This is a genomic window from Exiguobacterium sp. s161, from assembly GCF_018619045.1.
GTDB classification, from domain to species: domain Bacteria; phylum Bacillota; class Bacilli; order Exiguobacteriales; family Exiguobacteriaceae; genus Exiguobacterium_A; species Exiguobacterium_A indicum.
Genome location: NZ_JACSNH010000001.1, coordinates 377,219 through 401,033, shown reverse-complemented (window position 1 = coordinate 401,033; position 23,815 = coordinate 377,219). Strand labels below are relative to the sequence as shown.

Annotated in this window: 26 protein-coding genes and 1 other annotated feature; of the genes, 10 read left to right on the top strand and 16 right to left on the bottom strand. The window is 47.0% G+C overall.

From position 1 onward, the window contains the following. Nucleotides 1–52: 52 nt before the first annotated feature. On the bottom strand, nucleotides 53–616 hold the full coding sequence (gene hpf, locus KNQ14_RS01855; RefSeq protein ID WP_023469247.1) for a ribosome hibernation-promoting factor, HPF/YfiA family: 564 nt from the start codon (nucleotides 614–616) through the stop codon (nucleotides 53–55). A 279-nt stretch (nucleotides 617–895) separates the two neighbouring features. Next, entirely contained in the window at nucleotides 896–1,096 is a 201-nt protein-coding gene (locus KNQ14_RS01850) for a cold shock domain-containing protein (protein WP_023469248.1), read from the bottom strand. A gap of 252 nt (nucleotides 1,097–1,348) precedes the next feature. Between KNQ14_RS01850 and KNQ14_RS01845 the strand changes: the two genes are divergently transcribed. The 8 genes from KNQ14_RS01845 (at nucleotide 1,349) to KNQ14_RS01810 (ending at nucleotide 8,279) form a co-directional block, all read left to right on the top strand. Next, nucleotides 1,349–1,855 (top strand): competence protein ComK, encoded by a 507-nt coding sequence (locus KNQ14_RS01845; RefSeq protein WP_023469249.1) that lies wholly within the window; start codon nucleotides 1,349–1,351, stop codon nucleotides 1,853–1,855. Between the two features lie 94 nt (nucleotides 1,856–1,949). Next, on the top strand, nucleotides 1,950–3,791 hold the full coding sequence (locus tag KNQ14_RS01840; RefSeq protein WP_214859436.1) for a hypothetical protein: 1,842 nt from the start codon (nucleotides 1,950–1,952) through the stop codon (nucleotides 3,789–3,791). A gap of 11 nt (nucleotides 3,792–3,802) precedes the next feature. Further along, a complete protein-coding gene (locus KNQ14_RS01835) occupies nucleotides 3,803–4,093 on the top strand; it encodes an EscU/YscU/HrcU family type III secretion system export apparatus switch protein (RefSeq protein WP_053454192.1) in 291 nt (96 codons plus the stop codon). Further along, nucleotides 4,090–4,482 (top strand): flagellar export chaperone FliS, encoded by a 393-nt coding sequence (locus KNQ14_RS01830; protein ID WP_214859433.1) that lies wholly within the window; start codon nucleotides 4,090–4,092, stop codon nucleotides 4,480–4,482. The genes KNQ14_RS01835 and KNQ14_RS01830 overlap by 4 nt, the downstream gene beginning before the upstream one ends. Next, on the top strand, nucleotides 4,479–5,366 hold the full coding sequence (locus KNQ14_RS01825; protein ID WP_214859431.1) for a flagellin N-terminal helical domain-containing protein: 888 nt from the start codon (nucleotides 4,479–4,481) through the stop codon (nucleotides 5,364–5,366). The genes KNQ14_RS01830 and KNQ14_RS01825 overlap by 4 nt, the downstream gene beginning before the upstream one ends. Before the next feature lie 16 nt (nucleotides 5,367–5,382). Then, complete coding sequence (locus KNQ14_RS01820) at nucleotides 5,383–5,823, top strand: YaaR family protein (RefSeq protein WP_214859429.1); 441 nt, start codon at nucleotides 5,383–5,385, stop codon at nucleotides 5,821–5,823. A gap of 24 nt (nucleotides 5,824–5,847) precedes the next feature. Then, nucleotides 5,848–6,516, top strand: coding sequence for a DUF2225 domain-containing protein (locus tag KNQ14_RS01815; RefSeq protein WP_214859427.1), 669 nt, complete (start codon nucleotides 5,848–5,850; stop codon nucleotides 6,514–6,516). A 29-nt stretch (nucleotides 6,517–6,545) separates the two neighbouring features. Then, the gene (locus KNQ14_RS01810; protein WP_214859426.1) at nucleotides 6,546–8,279 is read left to right on the top strand and encodes a GGDEF domain-containing protein; all 1,734 of its coding nucleotides are present in this window, start codon (nucleotides 6,546–6,548) and stop codon (nucleotides 8,277–8,279) included. A gap of 38 nt (nucleotides 8,280–8,317) precedes the next feature. On the opposite strand, the gene KNQ14_RS01805 is transcribed toward KNQ14_RS01810, so the two are convergent. The 12 genes from KNQ14_RS01805 to KNQ14_RS01750 all read right to left on the bottom strand — a co-directional run bounded on the left by KNQ14_RS01805 (nucleotide 8,318) and on the right by KNQ14_RS01750 (nucleotide 19,888). Beyond that, nucleotides 8,318–8,494 (bottom strand): hypothetical protein, encoded by a 177-nt coding sequence (locus tag KNQ14_RS01805; RefSeq protein WP_214859425.1) that lies wholly within the window; start codon nucleotides 8,492–8,494, stop codon nucleotides 8,318–8,320. Between the two features lie 27 nt (nucleotides 8,495–8,521). Continuing rightward, on the bottom strand, nucleotides 8,522–8,875 hold the full coding sequence (locus KNQ14_RS01800; RefSeq protein WP_214859424.1) for a hypothetical protein: 354 nt from the start codon (nucleotides 8,873–8,875) through the stop codon (nucleotides 8,522–8,524). Further along, a complete protein-coding gene (gene fliS, locus KNQ14_RS01795; protein WP_214859423.1) occupies nucleotides 8,872–9,240 on the bottom strand; it encodes a flagellar export chaperone FliS in 369 nt (122 codons plus the stop codon). The genes KNQ14_RS01800 and fliS overlap by 4 nt, the downstream gene beginning before the upstream one ends. Before the next feature lie 15 nt (nucleotides 9,241–9,255). Then, nucleotides 9,256–10,839 carry a flagellar filament capping protein FliD gene (fliD, locus tag KNQ14_RS01790; RefSeq protein WP_214859422.1) on the bottom strand — a complete coding sequence of 528 codons (1,584 nt, stop codon included), beginning with the start codon at nucleotides 10,837–10,839 and terminating at the stop codon, nucleotides 9,256–9,258. Between the two features lie 18 nt (nucleotides 10,840–10,857). Continuing rightward, complete coding sequence (locus tag KNQ14_RS01785; RefSeq protein ID WP_214859419.1) at nucleotides 10,858–11,214, bottom strand: flagellar protein FlaG; 357 nt, start codon at nucleotides 11,212–11,214, stop codon at nucleotides 10,858–10,860. A 167-nt stretch (nucleotides 11,215–11,381) separates the two neighbouring features. Next, nucleotides 11,382–13,349: a hypothetical protein gene (locus KNQ14_RS01780; protein ID WP_214859417.1), complete on the bottom strand. Its 1,968-nt coding sequence runs from the start codon at nucleotides 13,347–13,349 to the stop codon at nucleotides 11,382–11,384. Nucleotides 13,350–13,442: 93 nt separating this feature from the next. Then, nucleotides 13,443–14,270: a flagellin N-terminal helical domain-containing protein gene (locus KNQ14_RS01775; protein WP_214859415.1), complete on the bottom strand. Its 828-nt coding sequence runs from the start codon at nucleotides 14,268–14,270 to the stop codon at nucleotides 13,443–13,445. A 216-nt stretch (nucleotides 14,271–14,486) separates the two neighbouring features. After that, nucleotides 14,487–15,749, bottom strand: a complete 1,263-nt coding sequence (locus tag KNQ14_RS01770; protein WP_235504907.1) for a methyl-accepting chemotaxis protein — start codon at nucleotides 15,747–15,749, stop codon at nucleotides 14,487–14,489. 185 nt (nucleotides 15,750–15,934) lie between these two features. After that, nucleotides 15,935–17,443 carry a peptide ABC transporter substrate-binding protein gene (locus tag KNQ14_RS01765; protein WP_214859414.1) on the bottom strand — a complete coding sequence of 503 codons (1,509 nt, stop codon included), beginning with the start codon at nucleotides 17,441–17,443 and terminating at the stop codon, nucleotides 15,935–15,937. A gap of 98 nt (nucleotides 17,444–17,541) precedes the next feature. After that, nucleotides 17,542–17,779: a binding site (T-box leader), on the bottom strand. A gap of 62 nt (nucleotides 17,780–17,841) precedes the next feature. Further along, nucleotides 17,842–18,234: a hypothetical protein gene (locus tag KNQ14_RS01760; protein ID WP_214859413.1), complete on the bottom strand. Its 393-nt coding sequence runs from the start codon at nucleotides 18,232–18,234 to the stop codon at nucleotides 17,842–17,844. A 277-nt stretch (nucleotides 18,235–18,511) separates the two neighbouring features. Next, nucleotides 18,512–19,342, bottom strand: coding sequence for a GNAT family N-acetyltransferase (locus tag KNQ14_RS01755; protein ID WP_214859412.1), 831 nt, complete (start codon nucleotides 19,340–19,342; stop codon nucleotides 18,512–18,514). Between the two features lie 63 nt (nucleotides 19,343–19,405). Beyond that, entirely contained in the window at nucleotides 19,406–19,888 is a 483-nt protein-coding gene (locus tag KNQ14_RS01750) for a hypothetical protein (protein WP_214859411.1), read from the bottom strand. Nucleotides 19,889–20,025: 137 nt separating this feature from the next. Between KNQ14_RS01750 and KNQ14_RS01745 the strand changes: the two genes are divergently transcribed. Further along, entirely contained in the window at nucleotides 20,026–20,529 is a 504-nt protein-coding gene (locus KNQ14_RS01745; RefSeq protein ID WP_023469278.1) for a hypothetical protein, read from the top strand. A gap of 79 nt (nucleotides 20,530–20,608) precedes the next feature. Here the strand turns inward: KNQ14_RS01745 and KNQ14_RS01740 are convergent, their stop codons facing one another. Next, nucleotides 20,609–21,874 (bottom strand): HAMP domain-containing sensor histidine kinase, encoded by a 1,266-nt coding sequence (locus KNQ14_RS01740; protein WP_214859409.1) that lies wholly within the window; start codon nucleotides 21,872–21,874, stop codon nucleotides 20,609–20,611. Further along, on the bottom strand, nucleotides 21,871–22,527 hold the full coding sequence (locus KNQ14_RS01735; RefSeq protein ID WP_214859402.1) for a response regulator transcription factor: 657 nt from the start codon (nucleotides 22,525–22,527) through the stop codon (nucleotides 21,871–21,873). Before KNQ14_RS01735 ends, KNQ14_RS01740 begins: the two co-directional genes overlap by 4 nt. Before the next feature lie 130 nt (nucleotides 22,528–22,657). On the opposite strand from KNQ14_RS01735, the gene KNQ14_RS01730 reads away from it, so the two are divergent. Next, nucleotides 22,658–23,809: a hypothetical protein gene (locus tag KNQ14_RS01730; RefSeq protein WP_214859400.1), complete on the top strand. Its 1,152-nt coding sequence runs from the start codon at nucleotides 22,658–22,660 to the stop codon at nucleotides 23,807–23,809. Nucleotides 23,810–23,815 lie beyond the last annotated feature (6 nt).

The window sequence follows — 23,815 nt, the reverse complement described above, 5'->3', positions numbered from 1 at the left end:
CCATCATATCAAAAAGGGACTCGCCCGTAAGAGCGAGTCCCTGTTGCATTCATTATTCTGGTTCAATCAAACCGTAACGACCATCCTTACGACGGTAGACGACGTTCGTGTTGCCCGTTTCTGCGTCTGAGAAGACGAAGAATGCGTGTCCGAGCATGTCCATCTGAAGAATCGCTTCTTCCGTGTCCATTGGTTTGAGTGTGAAACGCTTCGTCCGAACGAGTTCGAGTTCTGCCTCGTCCTCTTCATAGACTGGCGCTTCCGCTTCCGGTCCTTCGAGCGTTTTGAAGTACTCTCCGATGCCGCCTTCTTTAGCGCGTCCTCTCCGGTTCAACTTCGTTTTGTGTTTCCGGATTTGACGTTCGAGCTTATCGACGACGAGGTCGATGGCTGCATACATATCGCCATTGATATCCTCTGCGCGGAGCAAGAGGTTTGGCATTGGAATCGTCACTTCGACTTTTTGCTTCTCATTGTTGACTTTGAGATTGACATAAGCCGTTTGCGCTTCCGTAGGAGTTGTAAAATAACGAGTTAACTTTTCAAGCTTTTTCTCGACGTAATCCTTGAGAGCATCTGTGACGTCCAAGTTTTCACCGCGAATGTTGTAGATCATGTAAACTCCTCCTTAAGTAACCGGTTGAACCTATGAATTCGAGATGATCCAGTCGTTTCCTTCTGAATATTCGAAATTCTTTGGTTCGTTTTTATTATAGCACGATAAGTGAAGGAAGACCATGAAAACGATGACATTCTCATGAACGTTCACTTCGATTCTTAGCGTACGATAATATTGAAGCATGTTGATGTTAACGTATATACCCGTTTCAAATGGATTCAAAACAAAAACCGCTTTTAGGCGGATGGCCTAAAAACGGTGGCGGCTGCTATTGGATTAGATCTTTGAAACGTTCGCAGCTTGTGGACCACGATCGCCTTCAACGATTTCAAATTCCACTTCTTCGCCTTCTTCAAGTGATTTGTAGCCATCGACTTGAATCGCTGAGAAGTGTACGAAGACGTCTTTCGCGTCAGACGTTTCGATGAATCCATAACCCTTTTCAGCATTAAACCATTTGACTTTACCTTGTTCCATTCGAATTCACGTTCCCTTCGCAAACCAGAGTACGAGAGCAAGCTCTCACGAATTAGTCTATCAAAAGAAGGAATTATTGACAATTAAAAATTCTGATTATTTAGAAACCATTACCACGTAATTATCAATTTCCACCAAGACATTGTTCTATATTTCAAAAAATTACATTGTCATTACATTTGTAATATTGTATTATATCGTTAGTAATTACCTGTTTTATCCATTGTCCCATTTGAGGAGGATGTAGTCGACATGCGACCATTCCATAATGATGAAAAGTATCGAATCACGAAGCGGACCGTAGCGATCTTACCTTGCTACGACATGATGAAGCAGTCCATCATCGTGCTAGAAGATGGTTCTACCATCATGACGCCACTTCGACCGTATCAACTGTTGCAATTATCGTGCAGGCAGTACAATAGTTCTATTGAGGAACGGATCGTCACCGCAAAACGTGTCGCATCCGTGAAAGGAAAAGTCCCGATTGTCATCGAACCGTCACTCGGCCTCGTCTTTTTCCCTACCAAATCACCGAAACGTGATGATTGCGAATGGTACGCTTGGAGTCATATGATTGATGTCCTCGAAGAGGATGGACAGACTAAGCTGAAGACCCGCAATGGCATGATCCTTCCCGTGAACGCCTCTCCTTACATCGTCCGCAACCAAATGAAAGCAACAGGTGAGCTTATGGCTCGCTATCAACAATTGAACGCGATGACATTAGAGGAACGCTTTAATGCAATCAAATCTTGAAAAAACGAAGGTTGGGCGATATTTTCGCTCAACCCTTTTTCGTTTCTGCCGATATATAATAAGATGATGTATTTTGAAAAAAGGAGGACGTTTGATGAATATCCAGTTGAATCCAGCTCGTTCGACGGTACCTGCCGGACAAACCGTGCTTTCGGAGACGAAGACATATAAAGGAACCGTCTTGGAACAAACAGGACCGCATACGGCGCTCGTTCAAGTCGGACGGGATAAAATCGAGATGACATTCACTGGAGATGTTCCGACAGGTGATTTCCAGTTTAAAGTGAAAGGTCAAACGGCAGAAGGTTATCTGATCGAACAGCTACCGGCCGTCTCAGAGTCTGACGCTGAAACACCGTCCGCCGTCTCGATTCCGTCAAACGTCGATCCTGCTTTACTCGAAGGCGTACCAGCAGAACTGAAACCAGCTGTCGCAAAACTCCTTGCGAGCGGTCAGTTGCCTCAAACACCGGAAGTCGTCGCCCAACTGGTCACAGCTTTACAAGGCAGCTACAAGGATCTTGTCCTTGAACTCGTCTCGCGTCCTGACAATTCCCTTCCACCGGAAGCGGAACTATTGATCGATAGTCTGTTAGCGACGACAGAAGAATTCGTCGATGTCCTTCCGGAACGTGACGCCTTACGCGACCAACCGACATTCGAAAAAGCCGTTGCGCTTGACGTCGCACGCGCTACTTTACCGACGCAGCGTGATATCGAAGACGCAACACCATTGCATATGCGTCAGTACATTGAACACTTGCCAGCAAAGGAACGTCCCGCACTCATCACGGCGCTTGAGCAAGGAGACGTCGAAACGGTCCGTAAACAACTAACGCCTCACTTCCCGCAAGCTCCACTCGAGACGAAGACGAGTGTCCGTGAGCAATTGATCGGTCTGACGGCGCGTGCTGCAAGTCCGGTCGAGCCCGCAACTGCGACGCGTTCAGCTCTGACCCTCGTCCGAGAGGTGACCCCTCGCTTAGCGGAGGTGACGAACGACTTCAAAAGCCAACAGCGAACGATTGTGTCACAACTACGACAAATCGAACCACTCGTCGAGTCCCGCCCGGTGCAAATGGTCGCTGTCATTGAAAGTACGGCACACCGGTTGAAGCAAATGTTCCAGCAAACGGACGCGATGTTGCATACGACGATGCGGGATGAAAAACAGTTGATCCACTTTTTATCGAAGCTCGAACGCGGTGCTGAACTCGCTTCCCTCGGTCGGGGAACAGAAGCGAAGGCACTACTGCAAGAAGTCCGGACGGGCTTTGAAGCCTTCCGCTACGCGCCAGCAAACGTCCGTCCGACCTATTTACCGGAATGGAACACGTCAAGCACACGAACGCCAAATGACGCACCAGCAAAGCTCATACCGTATGAGCCAAAGCAAAATAGTCCGCGGGTCTTACAAGAAACGGTTCAAAAAGCACTGCAGCTACAAAGTGCCGAGTTGAAGCTCGCTGCTCCGACTCTCAATCCGGAAGCTTCGAAACTTCAGTCATTCTTGACGACGCAACAGCAAATCAATAAGCCTGATAATCAACAACAGTTGAATCAGATTCTATTATCGCTTCCGGTACAGATCGTCGAAGCGACAGCCGGTCTTCATGTTCACCTTCAAAATAAACGACCGGATGAAGTGATCGACTGGGAAAACAATACATTGTACGTCCAGCTGAATACAAAACGTCTCGGTGACATTGGCGTACGTGTCGAAACCGTCAACCGGAAGATGCAAATCACAATTGAAAACGATCTGCCGATTCTCGAGCGACTCGCTGCACCGTTCCTTGAACGGACGACGGACGCCTTAGAAGCGACCGGTTATCAAGATGTCCGGATTCAGTTCCGACCGTTCACGAAGGAAGAACGACAAGACGTCGCCAAACAAAAAGATAAGACACCAAACGGGTATGATTACCGGATTTAAAGGAGGAAGCCATGTACCAGAAAATCGATTTGAAGCACCGGAAATCTGCTGCCGTTCTGCGTTACGATGAAGCGTCCGGACAAGCACCTGTCGTTGTCGCCCGCGCGACAGGACAAGCGGCCGACCGAATCTTGCAGGAAGCACGCGCCAACGGAATCGCTGTCGAACACGATACCTCATTACTCGGTCATCTGCTCGATCTCGACCTCGGGACCGCGATTCCACCGCAACTCTACGACGTCATGGCAGAACTCCTCTTATTGATCGAAGAACTGGACCACGCGAAAGGACGACAGACATGACAGAACAAGAACTGTATCAGATGACCCCACAACAATTGACAGAAAAGATGTTGCAAGGACTTGTCTTTCAATATGAACAGGCGATATCAGCGATTGAAGTAAAAGCGTTTGATCACATGAATGAACGTCTGCAAAAAGCCTACGCACTACTGACGAAGCTTTCGGAAGGACTGCATGACGACGGCGGAATCATCACGTCCCAACTCGAAGCCTTGTATTTCTACCTCGGTCAACAGACGCTGCGTGCCTACACAGAACATCACGTGCTCACGGAAGCACTTTTCCTTGCTGAAGAACTGTTGGTTACATGGCAAGCAGCAAGTACAAATAAGCGCCCGCTCGCTCGGGCAGCCCATCATGCAGGATATGAAAGGATGGCATACGAATGAAAATCTCAAACAATGTCCAAGCACTAAAGGCGTATCGCAACCTGACGGCGAATCAATTAAATGTCAAGACAACGATGGATAAACTCTCAAGCGGTCAGAAGATTAACCGTGCTGCGGACGATGCAGCCGGTCTCGCCATCTCTGAAAAGATGCGGAATCGCTTGCAAGCACTCGATAAAGCGGAACAAAATGTTCTCGATGGCATCTCGATGGTGCAGACGTTAGAAGGCGGCATGAACGAAACGCATAGTCTCTTGCAACGGATGCGTGAACTCGCTGTCCAAGCAAGTAACGGAACTCTTGCGCCTGAAGACCGCTCTTCGATTCAATCGGAAATCGATCAATTGACGAATGAAGTGACACGGATCGCAAAAACGACCCAGTTCAACGGAAAAGATATCTTAACGGGTGACTTTGCTGAAGGGAAAAGCGCCCTCTTCATTCAAACGAACGCTGGGGCAAACGAAGGTATCTCGGTTACAGTCGAAGACATGCGTGGGCTGGCGCTCGGCATCAGTACGACAACTACACCAGCAACGGGTGGTGTCGCTATGACGGAAACGAGTGGCACGACGGAATATGCGTTAAGCGTCCTGTCGAGTGACAGTGCAAGCACTGCGATCACCCTCTATACGAAAGCGATCGACAACGTTTCGAATCAACGCGCGAAGCTTGGTGCGATCCAAAACCGCTTTGAAGCAACGAATTCCGTTCTCAGTATCAGCCGCGAGAACTTGACGGCGTCCGAGTCACGGATTCGCGATACCGATATGGCACGGGAGATGATGGAGTATGCGAAATATAACATCCTCAACCAATCCGGTATGGCCATGATTGCCCAAGCGAACGCATTACCGCAAGGCGTCTTGCAACTACTCAACTAAGAAGGAAGTGTCAGCTATGGACATTCGCCGCATTCAAGAAACCCAACGACTTCAGTCAGCTCGGTCCGGTCCTCGGGAAGTCGAGGCATCGACGACCTTCTCTGCCTTAATGCAGGATAAACGAGAACATAAAGGTTATGAACGTCTCCAGCAAAAGTTACTGCTCGTAGAAGAGCACGGTCAACTCCTCGCTGAGAGTCATACGATTGAAAACCTAGAGAGCTACAAGGAGAAGATCAAGGACTTCCTAAAGGATGCACTGGATCAGTCGCAACAACTAGAAGAGAAACGCGGCTTCAATCGCCGCGGACGGACGAAAATCTATAAAGTCGTCGAACAAGTCGATACGAAGCTATTGCAATTGACGGACACCGTCTTATCTGGAGAATCAAGACGACTTGATATTTTAGATCAAGTCGGGGAAATCAAAGGCATGCTCGTCAACGTCTTTGTCTAATCCGACAACACGAGGAGACTATCCATGCCTGAATTGTATTTAAAAAAATGTAAGTGTACCTATTGCTTAAAAGAAACAGAAACGAAGCGTGTCTTGTCTCGTCATATTCGGGTCGATCGAACGGATTTTGACGGCTTCGTCCATTACCAAGGATCGAATCCCTATCTGTACGAACCGATCCAGTGTTCCCACTGTCGCTTCGTCTTTCATGAATCGTTTGAAAAGTTGCGGACGGACGTGCGTCAGACACTCGAAGAGCAAATCTTGCCGACGCTCCCGGTATTATCGTTCGCAGCAACGGAACGAACAATTGAACAATCCTTACAGCTATATAAATTAGCGCTCTATACCGCGCAAGTGACCGGACAAAAAGAAGCGATTCTTGCCATGCTCGGCGTCCGGATTGCTTGGATGTACCGGATGCTCGGAGACGAAGCACAAGAATTACAGTGGATGGAACGGTCGGTTACGAAGTACGAAGCCCTGTATCTCAACTATACCGACGCTGTTCGTACTGGTATTCCTCACGATGTCCTCTTACTGCGAATCAGTGACTTATATGCTGTCTTAAAACGGACGGATGATGCAAAACAATGGTATGGTCTCATCTTCCAAAGTAAGACCGTGTCGGACCGGACAAAAAAAGAAGCACGGGAACATTGGGAATTGTATCGTGAAACACATAACGTCTAACGAAACTACATAAAAAAGGAGGATCATGCATGCGACACATGTCTCGCGTCCAGTGGTATGTCATCGTTACGTACATTGCCATTCTCGGATCAAGCTGGTTTCATGCTGGTCCGATTTTTGCTGTCTTCAGTACAATCACCGGACTTCTCTATTGCTCATGGGTAGCTCGTGCGTCTGGAACGTTACCAATCATCCGGCGAGCAATCGAGTGGTTCACGATCGGTATCATCTTGAACTTCGCCTTCAGCTTCTTACCAACTGCCTGGCACCCCCCAGAACTCGATACCGTCGTCAACCTGACGATTACCGGCTTTTTTATCCTGACAGCGATAACTTTCGCGAAACAAATCAATTGGTCGACGGTCCGGCGCTTACCGCTTCTATACGTCGACGGGATTTTACTCTTCGGTATGACATTCGTCTTCGGCTACACGATCATCTTGCGGTATATACCGGATATTGCTCGTTCTTCCATTGAACTCGTGGGGATGAGCGGTTTTGCACTTAGCTTCATTGCACAACTGTTCTTTTTCTTCTTACTTTATACGACCGGCTTACACAATAAATCGCATCGCTTACTGATTCAATCGATGCTGTTGTTCATCTTTGCGATTTTTGGTTACTATACGTTTTTCATCCGGGATCAGCTCGACATTGCCAGTTGGTTCTTTCCGCTTTATCCGGTCAGCTTATATGGTCTCTTGCAGTATTATCGAAAAACGTACTCTCCGGAAGCCTCTGAACGATGGACAATCTCGTACCTTCCCTACCTCAGTCTCTTGATTGTCGTTGGTGGCATCTCGTACGCGCCGATTCCATCTACCATATACTGGAGTAGTCTCATCGGTCTCTTCTCGCTCTTTTTCGTACGCCAATTTTTCTCCGAGCGTCAAAACACACGGCTCTTACGCGAGCTGAGCCTTTCGGAAAATGAGTTATTGCAACGCGTCAGCGAAAAAACGGAGCGCCTGGAACTGCGAAAGGAAGAGTACCGTCGGCTATTTTTGAATCATCCGTATCCGATCGTTCGGATGGATGCCAATGGTCATGAAAAAGCGATGAATCCGATCGCGGAACAGTATTTCCCTGCCGGACAGCTTCCGGATCAACTGATGGAACAGATCGTCCCAATCAGCTGGCAAGGAACACCAATCGAACATCAACTGATGCAACTCGACGACGGACGCGCCTTTGAAGTGACGGTCATCTCGATTCCGCGCGAGCATGACTTCTATATCATCTTAGCGGACAGGACGCATGCCTTGACGGAAGAACGGATGTTGCGTTCGCTCGGATACCAGGACGCGCTTACCGGATTACCAAATCGTCGCTATTTCGAGGAAGTCCTATCGAATGAATTAAAACATTGGCAAGAAGGATCGTTACTGTTCATCGACTTGGATGGCTTTAAAGGCATCAATGATCAGTTCGGTCATGATGCGGGGGACTTCGTTCTACAAGAGACCGCACGACGCTTAGAAGCCGATTTGCAGGAAGCGGAGATGGCAGCACGACTTGGCGGCGACGAATTCATCGTCTTCCTGCATAGGGATCGCACAGGTACGATCCATTACGCAGAAAGCATTCTCAAGCGGCTGAATAAGGTATTCCTTTATCAAGCGCAGACGATGCATGTCACGCCTTCGATCGGAATAGCACGTTACCCGGAAGACGGAACGACGACGAGCCTTCTGCTGATTCGCGCCGATGAAGCGATGTATACCGTCAAACAGGAAGACAAAAATGCCTATCGCTTCAAATAAAAAGAACGGAATCCGCGGATTCCGTTCTTTTTATCGTGTCATGATTCACGGCGGTACTTTTCTTCCTCATACACATCCGGTTGTTCCGAGATTGGACGCTCGAGCGCTTCCCACGACTCTGTCTCGACATCCGGTTCAATGAACTGATCATATGAACCGTCCGATTGGAAATAGGTTTGTGGTGCACGGCGTTTAGCTGGCTCTTGTTTCTTCACGAAAGATTCCTCCCTCACGCAAAAACATTACTGACGCGAATCAAAATACGGAGAAAAGCTATTGTCGACATCCTCATACGGATCGACGTATGATTTCCGACTCGACTGGGTCTGACGCAACTGACTAATTTGTACCCCTAATTTAGCCGTTTCTGCTGATAATTTCAAGTCGATTTGTCGACTGTCTGCTACCAACTCCTGAATGATTGCTTGATTTGCACCGGCTAGTAAATTGGAGTGTGCGGCAATGAATGCTTCCCGTTCGTTGAGCAGATGCTGAATTTTTTCAATCCAATCATCATACGTCTCGTCGTTCGGCGTCTGATCCAGTAACTCCATCAGCCGTTTCGTCTTGAAGCGAAGCGGGTCAAGCGGACTCATCGTTGCTTCGCGAGTTTCATCGCTTCTTTCCACGTCTCACGGAACTCTTCCGCAAAGCCAATCACTTCCTCGATTGCGACGACATCATTCTTGACGTTCGCATCCATCAAACGCCCTTGCATATAATCATAAAGCGCGTTCAAGTCTTTGGATAATGCAATCGACTGATTAAGTGTCAATTGAAGTTCACTGATGATCGCTTGTGCTTTTTGGATGTTCGTATTTTTTTGTTCGATCAATCCTTGTTCAATTGATCGTTTCGCGAGCATCGCGAATTTGATTAATCCTTCATAGAGCATGAGCGTCAAGTCTTGTGGTAATGCGGTTGTGACAGAGTTCGTTTGGTATGTGGCATATGGATTCATGTTAGATCCTCCTTCTTACTGGCCTTGTGTCAAATAGTTCGTCAATGTTGCCGATTGGCTGTTTGCTTGGTTCATCGCTTGTTCCATCGCCGCGAATCGACGATAGTAACTGTCTTCTTTACGCTTGAGCTTGTCTTCCCAAGACAACATACTCTTATCAATGTCAGCGAGCGACTTCCCGAGTCGATAGGTCGTCGCGACGGACCCATCACGTCCGGCGACGCTTGAAACTTTATCACGTAAAGTCGTCGTAAATGCTTGAATCTGACGAATGAATCCACTTAGTCCATCTGGATTTTTAATTTCTGTTCCATCAGGTTGTGTAACTTTTTGAGGTGCCTCGACTGTAAAGAGACGATAGACGCTATCCGGATGTTTTTCAAGCATCTCTTTTAATTTGGTTTCATCGAGTTTGATTTTCCCACCGTCTCGGAAATCACTCGTCGTCGTAATTCCGATTTGCGACAACGAATTCAGTGTGATGGGGCCTGACGCAGATGGAATCGTGTAGTCCGTATCAATCTTTGCTGATAACGTACTGCGGAAATCATTTATCCCGTCTCTTAATAAAGGATCATTCTTCAAGACACCGCTCATCGCTTTCTCTTCCCACTTCTTGACTTCATCTTCACTTAGTTCTTTTCGCTGGGCATCCGTCAATGGTTGATAGTCCCGGAACTTTTCTTCTCGGACTTTTTTATTCATCTTATCAATCAAATCATTGTATTTATCGACGAATTTTTTAATTGTATCAAAGTTCGTCTGTGTATCTAACTTTGTCGTCAACGTCGTCGGACTAGTTGTCGTATTGTTCAACGTAATCGTAAGTCCGTTTTGGACGAAAGTATTGGACGTTTGTTCTAGCGAAGTACCTCCGATTTGATAAGAGGCGTTCGCTCCCGCTTTAGCAGTTTGAGCAGGGAGAGTCGTCAGCGCACTTGCATTCTGATCCGTCCATTTAATCTCATCACTTGTATTCAATTGTCCTGTCGCTTGACGAGATAATACCAGTTTCCCCGTTAGATCGTTAAATACCGCACTGAGTCCTAGCTCTTTTGATCCATTGATTTGATTGACAAGATCACCAATCGTCGCTGTCTCATCCAAATGAAGTGTAACCGTCTTTACTGTTTTTGAACCGTCAGCTGCGTATGTCTGAAGCTCTAGACTTGCTTGTTTCGTTGCGCTGTCTATACCAAGTAGCTGACTATCTTTGAGCATCGTCGTAGTAGAAATAGGAGGTGTAGTGGGCGCCCCTTGACTAATAGTAAGTGATGCTGGAGTCGCTAATCGGTCGATTCTATCGATCGTGATACTTCCTGTTGCTGCTGTTGAGTTCGCTGTAACACTCAAGACATTCGAATTCGAACTCACCACAGACTTTGCCGAATAGTTTTTAGATAACAACATATCACTGGCTGCTGTACGTAGATCAAGTAAAGCGCGATTCATCTCACGATAGGCGTCACGTTGCCAGGTCAAGGTCTGTTTTTTTTGAGAAAGACGATCCACAGGTGCTCGTTCTGCTTGCATCAATTGTTTAATCATTGATTCCGTATCGATTCCACTCGCAAGTCCACTTAGACGTATGTTTGCCATCAAATCCGTCCCTTCTTCTTAAATTCGCTTGTCAATCAATTGATTGAATTCCATGAAAGCCGCAAAAAAATCGAGTTCCTTTTTATTCGGAATTTCTTTGACGACTTGATTATTGGCATCTACGACCTGAATGTAGTATTCATTTAGCTTTTCGTGTTTGACAAACTTCAATCCTGTCCGCTGGACTTCGAGTTTGATGTTCGCCTGTTCGATGGCCGTTTCTAATTTCGTAATATGCTGAGGGGTAGGAAGAATGATGACGCCCTCTTCTGACAAGGATTCCTGATTCGCTTCTATAAAAACGTTACGTGTCGCTTTATAAGGTAAAACATTTTGAGGCAAGTGTAGCCGAATTTCCGTATTAATGGAATTCATTCAAATTCCTCCTTCTATTCTCTACTCTATGTATCGGTCACTCCTTTTGTTTTTATAACAGTTCAGTGAAATTCCTAAAAGTTCTCAATAAAAAACTGTTACCATCAGGCTATAATTTGCCCGATGGTAACAGTTCTGTAATGGATCTTAATAATTTTTGATTAGTTTTAAGGTGCTACACCAATATCTGCTGTTTTCACTGTCAATTCAACCCATTTTGTGATTTTTGAAGAGCTATCTACTTCAACTACATATAGTCGATCACCCGCAGCTACAGAAACTTCAGCCGCGTTCACGATTGCAGTAGCGTACGTAGTAGCTGCGTCGCCCACTTTAGGTTTTGTTAAAGCAGTGCCGGCAGAAGCAACTTTTGCATACTTGAACTTACCCGTTTCCGGTAAAGTTACTTTTGTTTTACCTTCAGCACCAGCACTTAGCGATGCCGTCAATGCTGCTGCATCAGCCGCTACTACTTGTTTGTCTGTTAATGTTAATGCTTTGTACTTCAGTACCTGTCCAGCAGCATTCACTTCGTATACAGCCAAATATTTAGTCGTTTTGGCATCTACACCAGTAATTTCATCACCAGCTTTGTATTCAGTTGAATTAGCCACCTCAGAGTATAGCTTTGGTGCAGTCGGAGCTGTGCTACTCTTCGCATATATAATCTTATTTTGAGTTTCAGCAGTTGCTGTTACTTTAAGTTTTGTCCCTGTCGTTCCTTTTTCAGCTACGACTGTAAGAGCAGGCGCAACGGCTGTTGAGGCAACAAGTTTTTGGTCAATAGTCGATTTTGTAGTATCAAAACCAGTATCAACAATTGAGAATGTATAGTCTTGTGCTTTTGCTGCAAAGTTTTTGACGAAGTATGCTGCATTAATCGTGATTTTTCCGCTCGCAACACTGTAGTCTTTTACTTTATCCCCGGTAGTTCCAGTACTTTTCACAAGAGTTTTATAAGTGTTATCGTCAGCACCTTTAACTTTTACTTTAACAACTAATTTATCAGAACCCAATGTTTTTGTAACATCTGTGAAAGTGATATCGATTGGTTGACCAATTTCTGCTTTTGTAGAGTCCTCTTTAAATTTAGGATCAAGTAAATCAAATTTAAAGTCTTTTTCGAACGTATTAGCAGCAGTATCTCTTACAATCACTTTGATTATTTTCCCAGGTTGTACAGCTGGTACTTTCAAAGAAAATGGTGCAGGAGTTGCTTTTTTACTATCGTATTTTGCGGTAGTTTCAGCGAGAAGTGTGTAGACATCATCAGTTTTCACTTCAGTCCCCTTCTCATCAACAGCATATGCCGAAATAATTGCGTCCCGATCTACCGTTCCTTTATATTCCTTAGAGATGTTTGAGAACGACTCTGAAGTAGATGTCGCAGACACTTTAGATTCAGTAAATTTAAACCCTTTTTCTCCATTTGCCCATGCAACTGTCGCATCCATCTGTTCTAAAGGAGATGATGTTTGACCTGCTTGAACTTTAACAGCTTTATATAATGTATTTTTTTTATCGTCTGTAGAAGTGTCTGTATCTTTTCCAACAACGATTACATCATATGTGCCTGCTGGTAAAAACACATTAAACACTCCGTTAGCATCGGCTTTCGTTGTCCAAGTTGCATCTTTTCCAACGATAGCTACTGTCGTTGTTGCATTAGCACCTTTGATTGTTCCACCGATGGCTCCAGAAACTTTTTTATCGACATCAGCTAAAGCTGGGAGCGCTGTTACTTTTGTAATTAATTCCGTTGCTTTCGGTGCATATGTTACAAAACGAGTGACAGTTGTAGTCGCATTCACAGTCATCGTCAACGCATATTTACCTGCTGTAACATTTTCAAACGTAGCTTCTCCAGCATCACTTGTCGTTTTTGTATCGGCTGCAGCATTTACCCACGCTTCTGCTAATCCGACAACTTTCCCTGTTTGAGTATCTAGTTTTGTCAGTTTTACCTCTTTACTTTTTACAAATGTACCTTTAGTATCATCGAGCGCTACAAATTTAATTTTTCCATTTTTTGGTGCTTCAACTGCATTCACTAAGCCTTGATTCGAAAGTACCAAAGGTGCCACTAGAGCTGCAGATAATCCAAGCGATAATAATTTTTTTGTATGTTTTTTCATTTTTTCACCTCGTGTTTTTTTTGAAGGGTATGGATTAGTTTTACATACAGAAAGAGAGAACGAGAGGAAGCTCCCTATTCTCTCTTTTATCGATTAACGGAGTAACTGAAGAACACCTTGTGGTTGTTGGTTTGCTTGAGCAAGCATCGCTTGAGCAGCTTGAGCAAGGATTGAGTTTTTCGTTTGATTCATCATTTCTTTTGCCATATCAACGTCGCGAATACGAGATTCTGCTGCTGTTAAGTTTTCAGACGATGTTTTTAAGTTGTTGATCGTGTGTTCGAGACGGTTTTGATTCGCCCCTAAGTAAGAACGTGACTTACTAACACTTTCAATTGCTACATCGATTGCAGCTGTAGAAGTACCGCCAGCAGAAACATCTAACCCACTGATATTTAGAGACCCAGTATCTGATTTTACATCCTCAAGTTTTAATTCTAAAGATTCATAAGCAGCAGTACTTGTACTATCATTAGCACCAATTTGTAGCTTAATGTTTGCAGCATCTGCAGAAATTAAATCTTTACCATTGAATTTAGTTGCCGAAGCAATACGGTCGATTTCTGTAACAAGCTCATCACCTTCAGCTTTAATCGCAGCTAAATCTTCAGTGTTATTTGTACCGTTTGCTGCTTGTACAGATAATTCGCGCATCCGTTGAAGAATATCGTGTGTTTCGTTTAAAGCGCCTTCAGCTGTTTGAATCAATGAAATACCATCTTGTGCGTTGCGTGATGCTTGATCAAGTCCGCGAACCTGAGCACGCATTTTTTCAGAAATTGCAAGACCTGCTGCATCATCACCTGCACGGTTGATGCGAAGACCTGAAGCAAGTTTCTCCATTGACTTGCTTTGAGCTCCAGTTGCTGCAGATAATTTGTTGTGTGTGTTGAGTGCTGTTACGTTGTGATTGATAATCATGTTAATTTCCCTCCATAGGATAAGTTTTTTGTCTCTTTGAAGATCCGTCTTCTCCGAGATGTGCCCCCTGGCCGGCCCAAGGGTGACACGGTAGAATTAGTCGATGACTGCTTCCACCCTATATATCGTCGTCCCTCCGAAATGTTTAATGCTTTTTTCAAAAAAATCCAAAAAAAAGCATACATCCTGTTTTTAGGATGTATGATTTCTCATCAATCAGAGACGCGTTGCGCCTGTTTCTTCCTGTAATTGCTCCGCTACTGCGACCAGTTCTTCCATGGCACCATTGACTTCACCGAGTGAAGCCGCTTGATGGCTTGATGCCTGCAAGACTTGCTCTGCGTGTTTGGATGCTTCCTCAACCATCGCGAGGATATTCGCAGTCGTCAGACCGACTTGATCAATCTCTTGATCCGATTTAACGACGAGTTGGTCGACCGATTTCACGCGTGAGTAGACATGCTCCGTCGAATGATGAATTTCTTCGAATGATGAACCAGCTTGTTCGACAAGACCGACGCCTGTTGCGACTTCATTTTGGACATCCGTCATCGCATTCGCTGTATCATTAACGAGACGTTTAACGCCTGAAATCAGATCCGTGATTTCTTTTGCTGATGTTGCAGTTTGTTCTGCGAGTTTCTTAACTTCTGCTGCAACGACGGCAAAACCACGACCTGCTTCACCCGCACGTGCCGCTTCAATCGAAGCATTCAAGCTGAGTAAATTCGTCTGAGCAGAAATATCACTGATGACGTCCGTAATGCGCGAGATCTCACCTGTCATATCCGTCAATCGACCGTTGAGCGTCGCTGACTGCTCCATCTTCTTCGAAATCATATGCATCGCTTCGACTGAATCCGTCGCGAGGGTCTTCCCGTTCTGCGCTTCCGTCTGCATGACTGTCGCTGATTTCAACGCTTCGTTCATTTCTGCTGCGACTTCATCCATCGTCCGCTTGACCGCACCGAGTGCGTCCATCGAAAGATAAGCTTGATCGACGTTTTCGTTCATTTTTGCGGATAGTTCTGCCATCGCTGAACGAATGCTTTCACCAGACGCGTTACCTTCTTGAACAGCAGCTGCGATTTCTTGCGCTGACGCAGTTAATTTATCGCTTGAGCTCCCCATCTGCGTTGCTTGTTTGCGGATATGTAAGACCATTACTTCAAGCTCATGCATGAGCTGATCGACTTCATCTCCACGTTTTGCTTCTTCAAAATCAACATCGAAGTTGCCGTTTGCGACTTCGCGTGCTGTCTCAGTCGCTTTTTCAATCGCTTTGATCGGCTGGCGGAGAATAAGTTGTGTCAACGTCGTTCCGATCAAAGAGAGGAGAAGACCGATACCCGCCCCAACCCAGATCGCATTCGTATCCGCGACATCGAGCCCACGATGTAGATATAAGACGAGTTGTGCTGAGATACCACTTGTGACGGCTGAGATCACCAATACCCAAAAGAACAATCGTAACTTCAAGTTTCTTCGAAATCTTTTCATAACTGCGACTTCCCTTCTTGGTTCTTCTTTTCACCGTTCTATCTATCGGTTAATGATGAAAGCGGTTTTAGCAAATTGACCTGATTTCAGAATAAAACTACCAAATCTCTCCTATACAAAAAATCCTCTTTTCCTTATGTCATCAGGAAAAGAGGATACGGGTGTCAGTTACGGTTGATTTCGACGTATTTATAGGAAATGTCCGTTCCGACATTGTGTCGCGCGAGGTTCTTCACTTGTGTGTTTTGCAGGAAGGCATTCTTCCGTTGGTAGACCGGTGAGATCGCTTGATCGTCGAGCAATACGCTTTCCGCCTTACTGAGTAATGCAAGACGCTTATCCTGGTCGAGCTCACTTTCAGCCTGTTTCAAGAGACGGTCATACTGTTTGTTCGAGTAGTCCATCATGTTGAACGGGTTACCGGTCGTGAACAAGTTCAAGTAAGTCGTCGCGTCTTGATAGTCTGGTGCCCAGCTCGCGAGTGATAGATCGTAATCCCCGCGTCCTTCACGAGCAAGACGTTCTTTCTTCGGCAGTGACAACAGTTTGACATCGACGTTCTGCTTCTTCAACGCCCCTTGGATGTACTCGCCGATTTTTTTCGAGACGTCGTCATCTTCAATCAACATCGTCAATTCAAGATTTTGGTTTGCGAGCACTTTGTTCGCCGCTGTTGCATCATACGATGATTCGATTTGACGCGTACTATCGTACTTCGGATCAAGTTCTTGCGGCACGATGTAATCCGCTGGCAGTGAACCGTTTCCGAGCAATGTCTCCGTCAACGCCTTTTTATCGTACGCCGCGTCGATTGCTTGACGTGTCTGTTTATCTTTTAACGCGTTCGTCTTTTCATTTATCCGGATGAAGAACATCCGCGAATCGCTGAACGTGTTGTACTCTTTTTGATCCTTGTACGTCACGACGTTCTCCGAGTTGAGTGGTGCGACATCGAGTTCGCCTGACTCGAATAGGTTGATCGCAAGCATCGGATCCTTGATGATTTTAACGTCGACTTCATCGATTTTGACGTTTTTCCGGTCTGCATATTCAGCGTTTTTCGCGAGCGTATAACCTTGTTCCGCTTGATATTTCTTGAATGTGAACGGTCCGTTGTAGACGTTCGTCTTTGGATTCGTTCCGAACTGGTCGCCTTCTGCTTTGACGATATCTTCCCGCACCGGCATATATGTGCCGAACGTCGTCATGCTGAGGAAGTATGGTGTCGGACGTTTCAGTTCGATTCGAAGTGTCTCGTCGTCGACCGCTGTCGTTTTTTCGACTGGCTCGAGCAAGTAAGCGAACGGTGAGTTCGTTTTGATGACACGCTCGAACGCATAACGGAAGTTCTCTGCTGTGACGGGCTTTCCGTCCGACCATTTTGCATTCGGATCGAGCTTGAACGTATAGACTTTTCCGTCTTCTGACACGCTATGTGATTTCGCTGCCGCCGGAACAAGTTCGTTGTTCGCGTCGAAGCGATAGAGTCCTTCGTAGATTTGGTTGAAGATGTTTGACGTGATGGCGTCTGCCGGGTCGACCGACAGGAGGTCGTAACTCTCCATCGTATGCAGGATCTTTTTGTCCGCTTGTTTGTCTTCTGCTGGTTCTGTCGTTGCACATCCTGCTAATAGGACTGCCGTACTCGCCGCTGCGATCAATGTCTTTTTCATGTGTAGTGCCTCCTGAGAAATATGATGAGCGTTGGATGATTCGGCATACCTTGACGTACAACAAAAGGCGTCCTCTACGCATAGCTAACAGCTAATGCGTAGAGGACGCCTGTATCCGCGCGGTGCCACCTCTGATTGAGACGAAGAATCGTCTCCACTTGTCGCTGGTCCAACAACCAGCTAGCCCGGTAACGGGGGCAACCGTCCTGTCTACTCGAAGGTTCAACAGGCTCTCAGCGGTCCATTCTCGTTCAGCTTACCGTGTCAGGCTCTCACCATTCCTGACTCGCTTGGTCGGCAGTGTTGACGATACTTACTCCGCGTCGTCGATGTAATTGATATGGCTTAACTTGTTGTTTACTTTACACGGCTTATTTTTCTCTGTCAACGAAAAAGACTCAGAACGGATGGTCTTCTTGTTTTTCTTGTTCCCGACGGACCGGACGTGGTCGAATCGGTTCGACGTGTTTTACGTACGTCCGTGCAACAATTCGGTTGCTAAACGCTGCGTCAAGTAAGATTGTGATCGCTGCTGCCATGTGTAAGAACATCCCTACGACCGGAATGACCCCAACCGTTGATGCGACGATCCCGACGATGTTCCCTTTTGAGACATTCCCGGCACGTGCCGTCAATACGACGACGACGATGTGAAACGCGAGCATCAACCACAGGGCATTATAACCTGAGAAAAAGACGATTGAACCACCTAGGAGCGGAATCCCGAGCACCGCTTCCATTCCACCTGATACCCACTTCAACGTCCGCAATGAATCCTGTCGACTCTCCATGACGTCGCCTCCTCTTTTTTTCCATATGTCTAGTATACGACGGATTAAAGAAAAGGTTCCAACGTTTTTGTTTAGTTTCTGTAATAATAACCATAAAAAAGAACGATCCGGAGACCGTTCTTCAATAGGCATCATACGTCCACTCGACTCCTACAGGAAAAAGCGCGTCTGCGCTGTCAGAGACGAACAAGACCCGGCTCTGCGTCAAAGACGACAGAGTCGCGGCTTGTGTCTCGCCTGAGTAAAGCGAGTGGAAAAGTCGTGATGCTTATTTCAATTAGACCGCCAACACGTGGAACTGATAACCACGATGCACGACGAATCCCGCTTCTTTGTAAAGATCGAGTGCCCGGTCGTTATCTGTTTCAACATCGAGTTCAAGCTGTGTCCGACCAGTTCGGAACAACGCTTGAACCATCAGCTTCAGCATCTTCTTCCCGTAACCATTGCCTTGCGCTTCTGGACGAACCGCAAACGCATGAATGCTCGCTTGTGTATCGGAAGCAAGGTAAGCACGGATGACGCCGACTGGTTTGCCGTTTGCGACACCGACAAACGTAATCCGGTCGTCAGATTCAATCGCTTGATAGATCGACTCGGCTTCCTCGTCCGTGTTCCCGAACGATTTACCGAGCGTCTCAACGATGAACGGACGATCGTCCGCTGTCGCTTCGCGTAATTCGAAATCCGGATCGGCTTTTAAGAACAACTGTGCTTTTTTTAGGATCATGTTGTACTCGGTCATCCGGTACTCAGCACCTAACCCTTCAAGGACAGCTTGACCTGATTCACTTGCGTCATCAATAACGAACGTGAATGCTTCGACGCCTGCTTCCGCTGCCCGCGTACGTGCTGCTTCAACGAGTGCCGTGAAGACACCTTGTTTCCGGTAATCCGGATCAACGAAGACGTTTAGTTCCCATTCCGTCGGTAAGTACGCGAATGCTTGTAAATATCCAATCAATTGCTTACCATCATAGATCGCGAAGTCGTTCTCGCCAACCCAATCGGCTGCGACTTTTAATTCAATGCCATCGTGATCGTTGACACATTTTTCGAGTTGTAATACATCTGTTGTCTGTTTGACGTCTGTGACGTTCCATTCCATATTCATTCACCTCATTTTCAACTATACCGAACGAACAAAAGAAGCACTAGCAAAAGCTAGTGCTCATTGCAGTTTGAATGTCTTCATCATCTGCGGGACGTCCTTGACGATCAAGTTCTCGATCGCTTTCTTACCGATAGCGCCTTCGACGGCTTCCGTCGGTAAGACGTAGTAGTAGGTTTTACTCCCTTTCGTCCCGAGATATGTACCATATCCGATTTCACGGTCGAACTGTTTTTTTGAGAGCTTCTTCGGCTCGTAGTTCAAGTTGACGAGCAGTTGATCCGCTCCCTTAACTTTATAGTACAATGCGAACGTACCGCTCCGCGTGATGACACCGTATTGGGACTTGACCGTCTTATTCTTGACGAGCTCGACTTTATCTTGTTGGATCGCCTTTTTTAACATGTCCGTCGTCTTGACGGTATAGCCGAATGTCTTGTTTTCGACGACTCCTTTGCTATATGTCACGTTACTTGCGGCAAAGCCCGTCACCGGAGTCAGACATGCTCCGAGTAAGACTCCTGTCATTGCGATTCGTTTCATGCTGACTCCCCCTTAAAATAATCGATAGTAATGGATTCCCTTTTGTGAAATAGGTAAACTCTATTCTCGAAAAAGATTTGACGGAATTGTCTAAATTTCTTACGATAGGGATAACGAAACGAAATGGGGTTAAAGCGATGACTGAACAAGAACAATTAACGCAAGAACAGCTCGATAACTTGCTCAAAAATGCGTTTGCAATGCAGGTTCCGATCCTCGAGAAGTTCATGAAGGATACACACGATCGCTATGCACTCGCAACGACGTCGTTCAAGCGTGACATGGAAGCGATGAAAGAGACGGAATGGCATCAGTTCTTCGCGAGTAAACTGTTACCACACTTCTTCCTCGAACACCTCGGATTCGGTGCCTCGTTCCGCTTCAACGGACACGATAAGGAAGTCGATCTTCCGGAAAACGTCGTACCGGTCCGTAATGATGCCGATGAGCAAATCGATAAAGTCGTCCTTGGGGTCAAAAAGGCGATGCAAGACGAGCACATCAAGAACCACGATCTCGTCGCGAACTTCTATAAAGAAACACTCGAACTCGCTTGCCAGATGGGCAGTCGTGTCGGGATGAGCGATGAGTTCTATACTCTCGTTAAACCAAGTCTCGTTCATGCGAACGAAGGCGAATAATCGTTGAAATTCAAGAGAGGTCAGTTCCGGAAAGCTTTCCGAGAACTGACCTCTCTTTTTGTGTAACGAATTGGTCCAATCAAAACCGAACGTAGAACACCGCTCCCCCACCACTCCGGTCTCGAACACCATAATCAAATTGATGACTATCAAGTATCATCCGACTGATCGCAAGACCAAGTCCATGACCGGCACTGCCTTCTTGTTTGACGTAGACGTCCCAAATCGTCGCCCGGTCTTCTTCTCGGACTCCCGCTCCTTCGTCCTCGACCGTCAATTCGTCATGCGTTAAGCGAACGGTAACCCTCCCGCCGACGGGTGAAGCAAAATGGGCGTTCATCAGAAAGTTCATCAAGACGCGTTCAAACATGCGTAGATCAAGGGACTGCCTAACCGGTTGCAACTCTGTCGCCAGCGTCAGTCCTGCCTGCGTGAACGTCCCGCGCAGGCGTTCGACTGTCGCAAGCACGAGTTCATCGAGTGCCACATCCGTCTTTTCAAGCGGCATCCGTCCACCAGCAAGCTTCGAGTAAAGCAACGTCTCATCAATCAGATGACCGAGTCGATCCGTCTCCTCGATGATGCTTGTCGTCACGTCGGGCAGTTCAGCGACGGGAATGACACCTGCTGCGAGCGCCTCCGTCTCGTTTCGAATGATCGCGAGCGGCGTCCGCAAATCGTGGGTGATGCCGGCAATGAACGTCTTCTGCAGATGATCCTTTTGTTTCAATTGTGTCTGCATCTCATCGACCGCGTCAATCAACTCCCCGACTTCATCCTTCGGTCGTGCTGGCAAGACGACGTCTGTCTCGCCGGCACCAATCTTTTGAGCGACAGACCGAAGCGTGACGATCGGTCGCGTCAGGTGTCGTCCCATATAGTAGGCGAGCAAGGATGCGAGTAATAGGGTCACGAGTAACGCGAGTCCGATTGCAAGATAAACACCACTCAGCGCACTACTCGCCAGTGGTGCTTGCCGGACCGTCGTGATGCGCGTTCCGTCAACAGTCAGCTGATACGTCAGCAATCGTTCGTCTTGTACTTCGATGACGTCTTCCTTCTTAAGACCGTCGAGAAGTGGTAACCGTCCGGCCGGTCCGCGCGCACCGATCCGTTGCGTTAATCCATCGGTCGTCAAAAATCCTTGGATGTCACGCGGAATCGGCGTGTCGGCTTCAATCGCTTGTTTAATGATGTTCGCTTCCCGGGCAAGTTGATCGTACCGTTCACTTTCTGCGAACCGATTGACGAGAAACGCCGTCAAGACGAAACTAAGGACGCCCATCACGAGCAACGGACCGACGACAGCGTATAAAAACTTACGCATCAAAGGACGTCGTTTCATTCAATCGCCTCCAATCGATAGCCGACCCGGTGGACCGTCTTCAATTGTTGTTTAATGACGGGTAACTTATCCCGCAATTGTTTGACATGCGTGTCGACCGTCCGGGTATCACCACCAAATGCATATCCCCAGACGTCGTCAAGAATCTGATCCCGGCTGAGTGCCTCCCCGAGGTGTTCAATGAAATAGAGCAACAGTTCGAACTCCATCTTTGCGAGACTGATCGCCCGTTCTCCCGCTTTGACTTGGCGTCCCTTCTCATCGATCGTCAAGTCACCGAACGCATGGCGAGCGACCGGACGGACTTTAAGTGCCCGTTCAAGCCGGATCGTCAACTCCTTCAGGACGACCGGTTTGACGAGATAATCATCGGCACCGAGTTCAAGTCCAAAGACGCGATCATCTGCCTCTCCACGCGATGTCATCATGAAGACGACCGGCGGCTGAACTTGTGATTTGATACTTGGTACAAGTGACCAACCGTCACCGTCCGGTAAGCGGACGTCGATCAAGACGGCATCAAACGCTCTCGTCAGGCACTGTTTCGCCTCTGCTAACGAACTAGCAATCGTTACCTCATACGCATGGTGCCGGAGGAAACGTGCCGTCACCTGTGCTAATTTTTGTTCATCTTCAATCAATAGTACGTTCATATTCATCCCTCCACTCTTAGTGTAGCGTCTTTTTGCCCGCATTTGCCTTTCTTCGCAGTTTCTTTGCAACTTCCTCACAACTTCTCTTTCATGACCCTCTACCATAAAAGGTGAAAGGAGTGATCATCCCATGACATTCAAAAAACAATGGATCACTGCATTGACAATTAGCGCATTAACAGTCGGAGGCGCATCCGCATACGCTGCGACGAACGACGACTCGAGCACGACAAAACAAGCGAAACACGGGCACCACTTCGAAGGTATGAAAAAGCACGACATGACGTTACTGTTGAAAAAATTGAACCTGACACAAGCTGAGGCAGACGCCGCCCGCGAGAAAGGACAATCGATCGCCGATCTCGCGAAAGCAAAAGGGATCTCGTTCGCTAATTACAAGAAAGCGGAACTCGCAGCAGCGAAGGAACAACTGGCAAGTCTCGTCAAATCAGGCGACTTAACGCAAACGCAAGCAGACGACATGCTGAAGCGTCAAACGGAACGGTTCAGTGGCGTCAAGAGCTACGCTGAACTCAAAGACAAGATGCCGATGGGTCGCCACGGTGGACCAGGTTTCTTCAATGAATCATTGATCGCAGACGTCCTGAAGGCACTTGGACTGAGCCAGTCGAAGTTCGATGCAGCAAATCAATCGCTCGCTGCTTATGCGAAGGCACAGTCAATCAAGTTCGCCGACTATAAAAAAGCATTGCTTGCGGCGCAGACGAGCGAACTCAATCAACTCGTCAAAGACGGGAAGATGACGAAAAAACAAGCAACGGAAATCAAGTCTCGTCTGACTGAGGAATATAAGGACGCGAAGAGCTACGACGATCTTCCCGATCGCGGCGAACACGGCAAGCGTGGTGACCATGGACCAGGTGGCGTATTCGGCGACTCGACGTCAGCGATTCTAAAAACACTTGGACTCGATGAAGCGAAGTTCAAGGAAGCGAATCAACCCTTACCTGAATTCGCGGAAGCAAACAAGATTGCTTACGCCGATTTCGAGAAAGCCGTCCTGACAGCACAAACTGCTGCGATTGATCAACAAGTCAAAGATGGCAAGCTGACAGAAAAACAAGCGAAACAGATCAAGGAACACATCCAGTCCCGCGCAGATGATGTCTCAAGCTACGCTGACCTCAAAAAAGGTCCAGCACGCGATGGTCATGGTCCAGGACACGGGCATGGTCCGGATGGTGACATGCCAGGCGCACCGGATCAAGGAGCAGATGCGGATCCGAACGCCAGTGACACTTCGGTCGATTTAGCGATTTAACATATA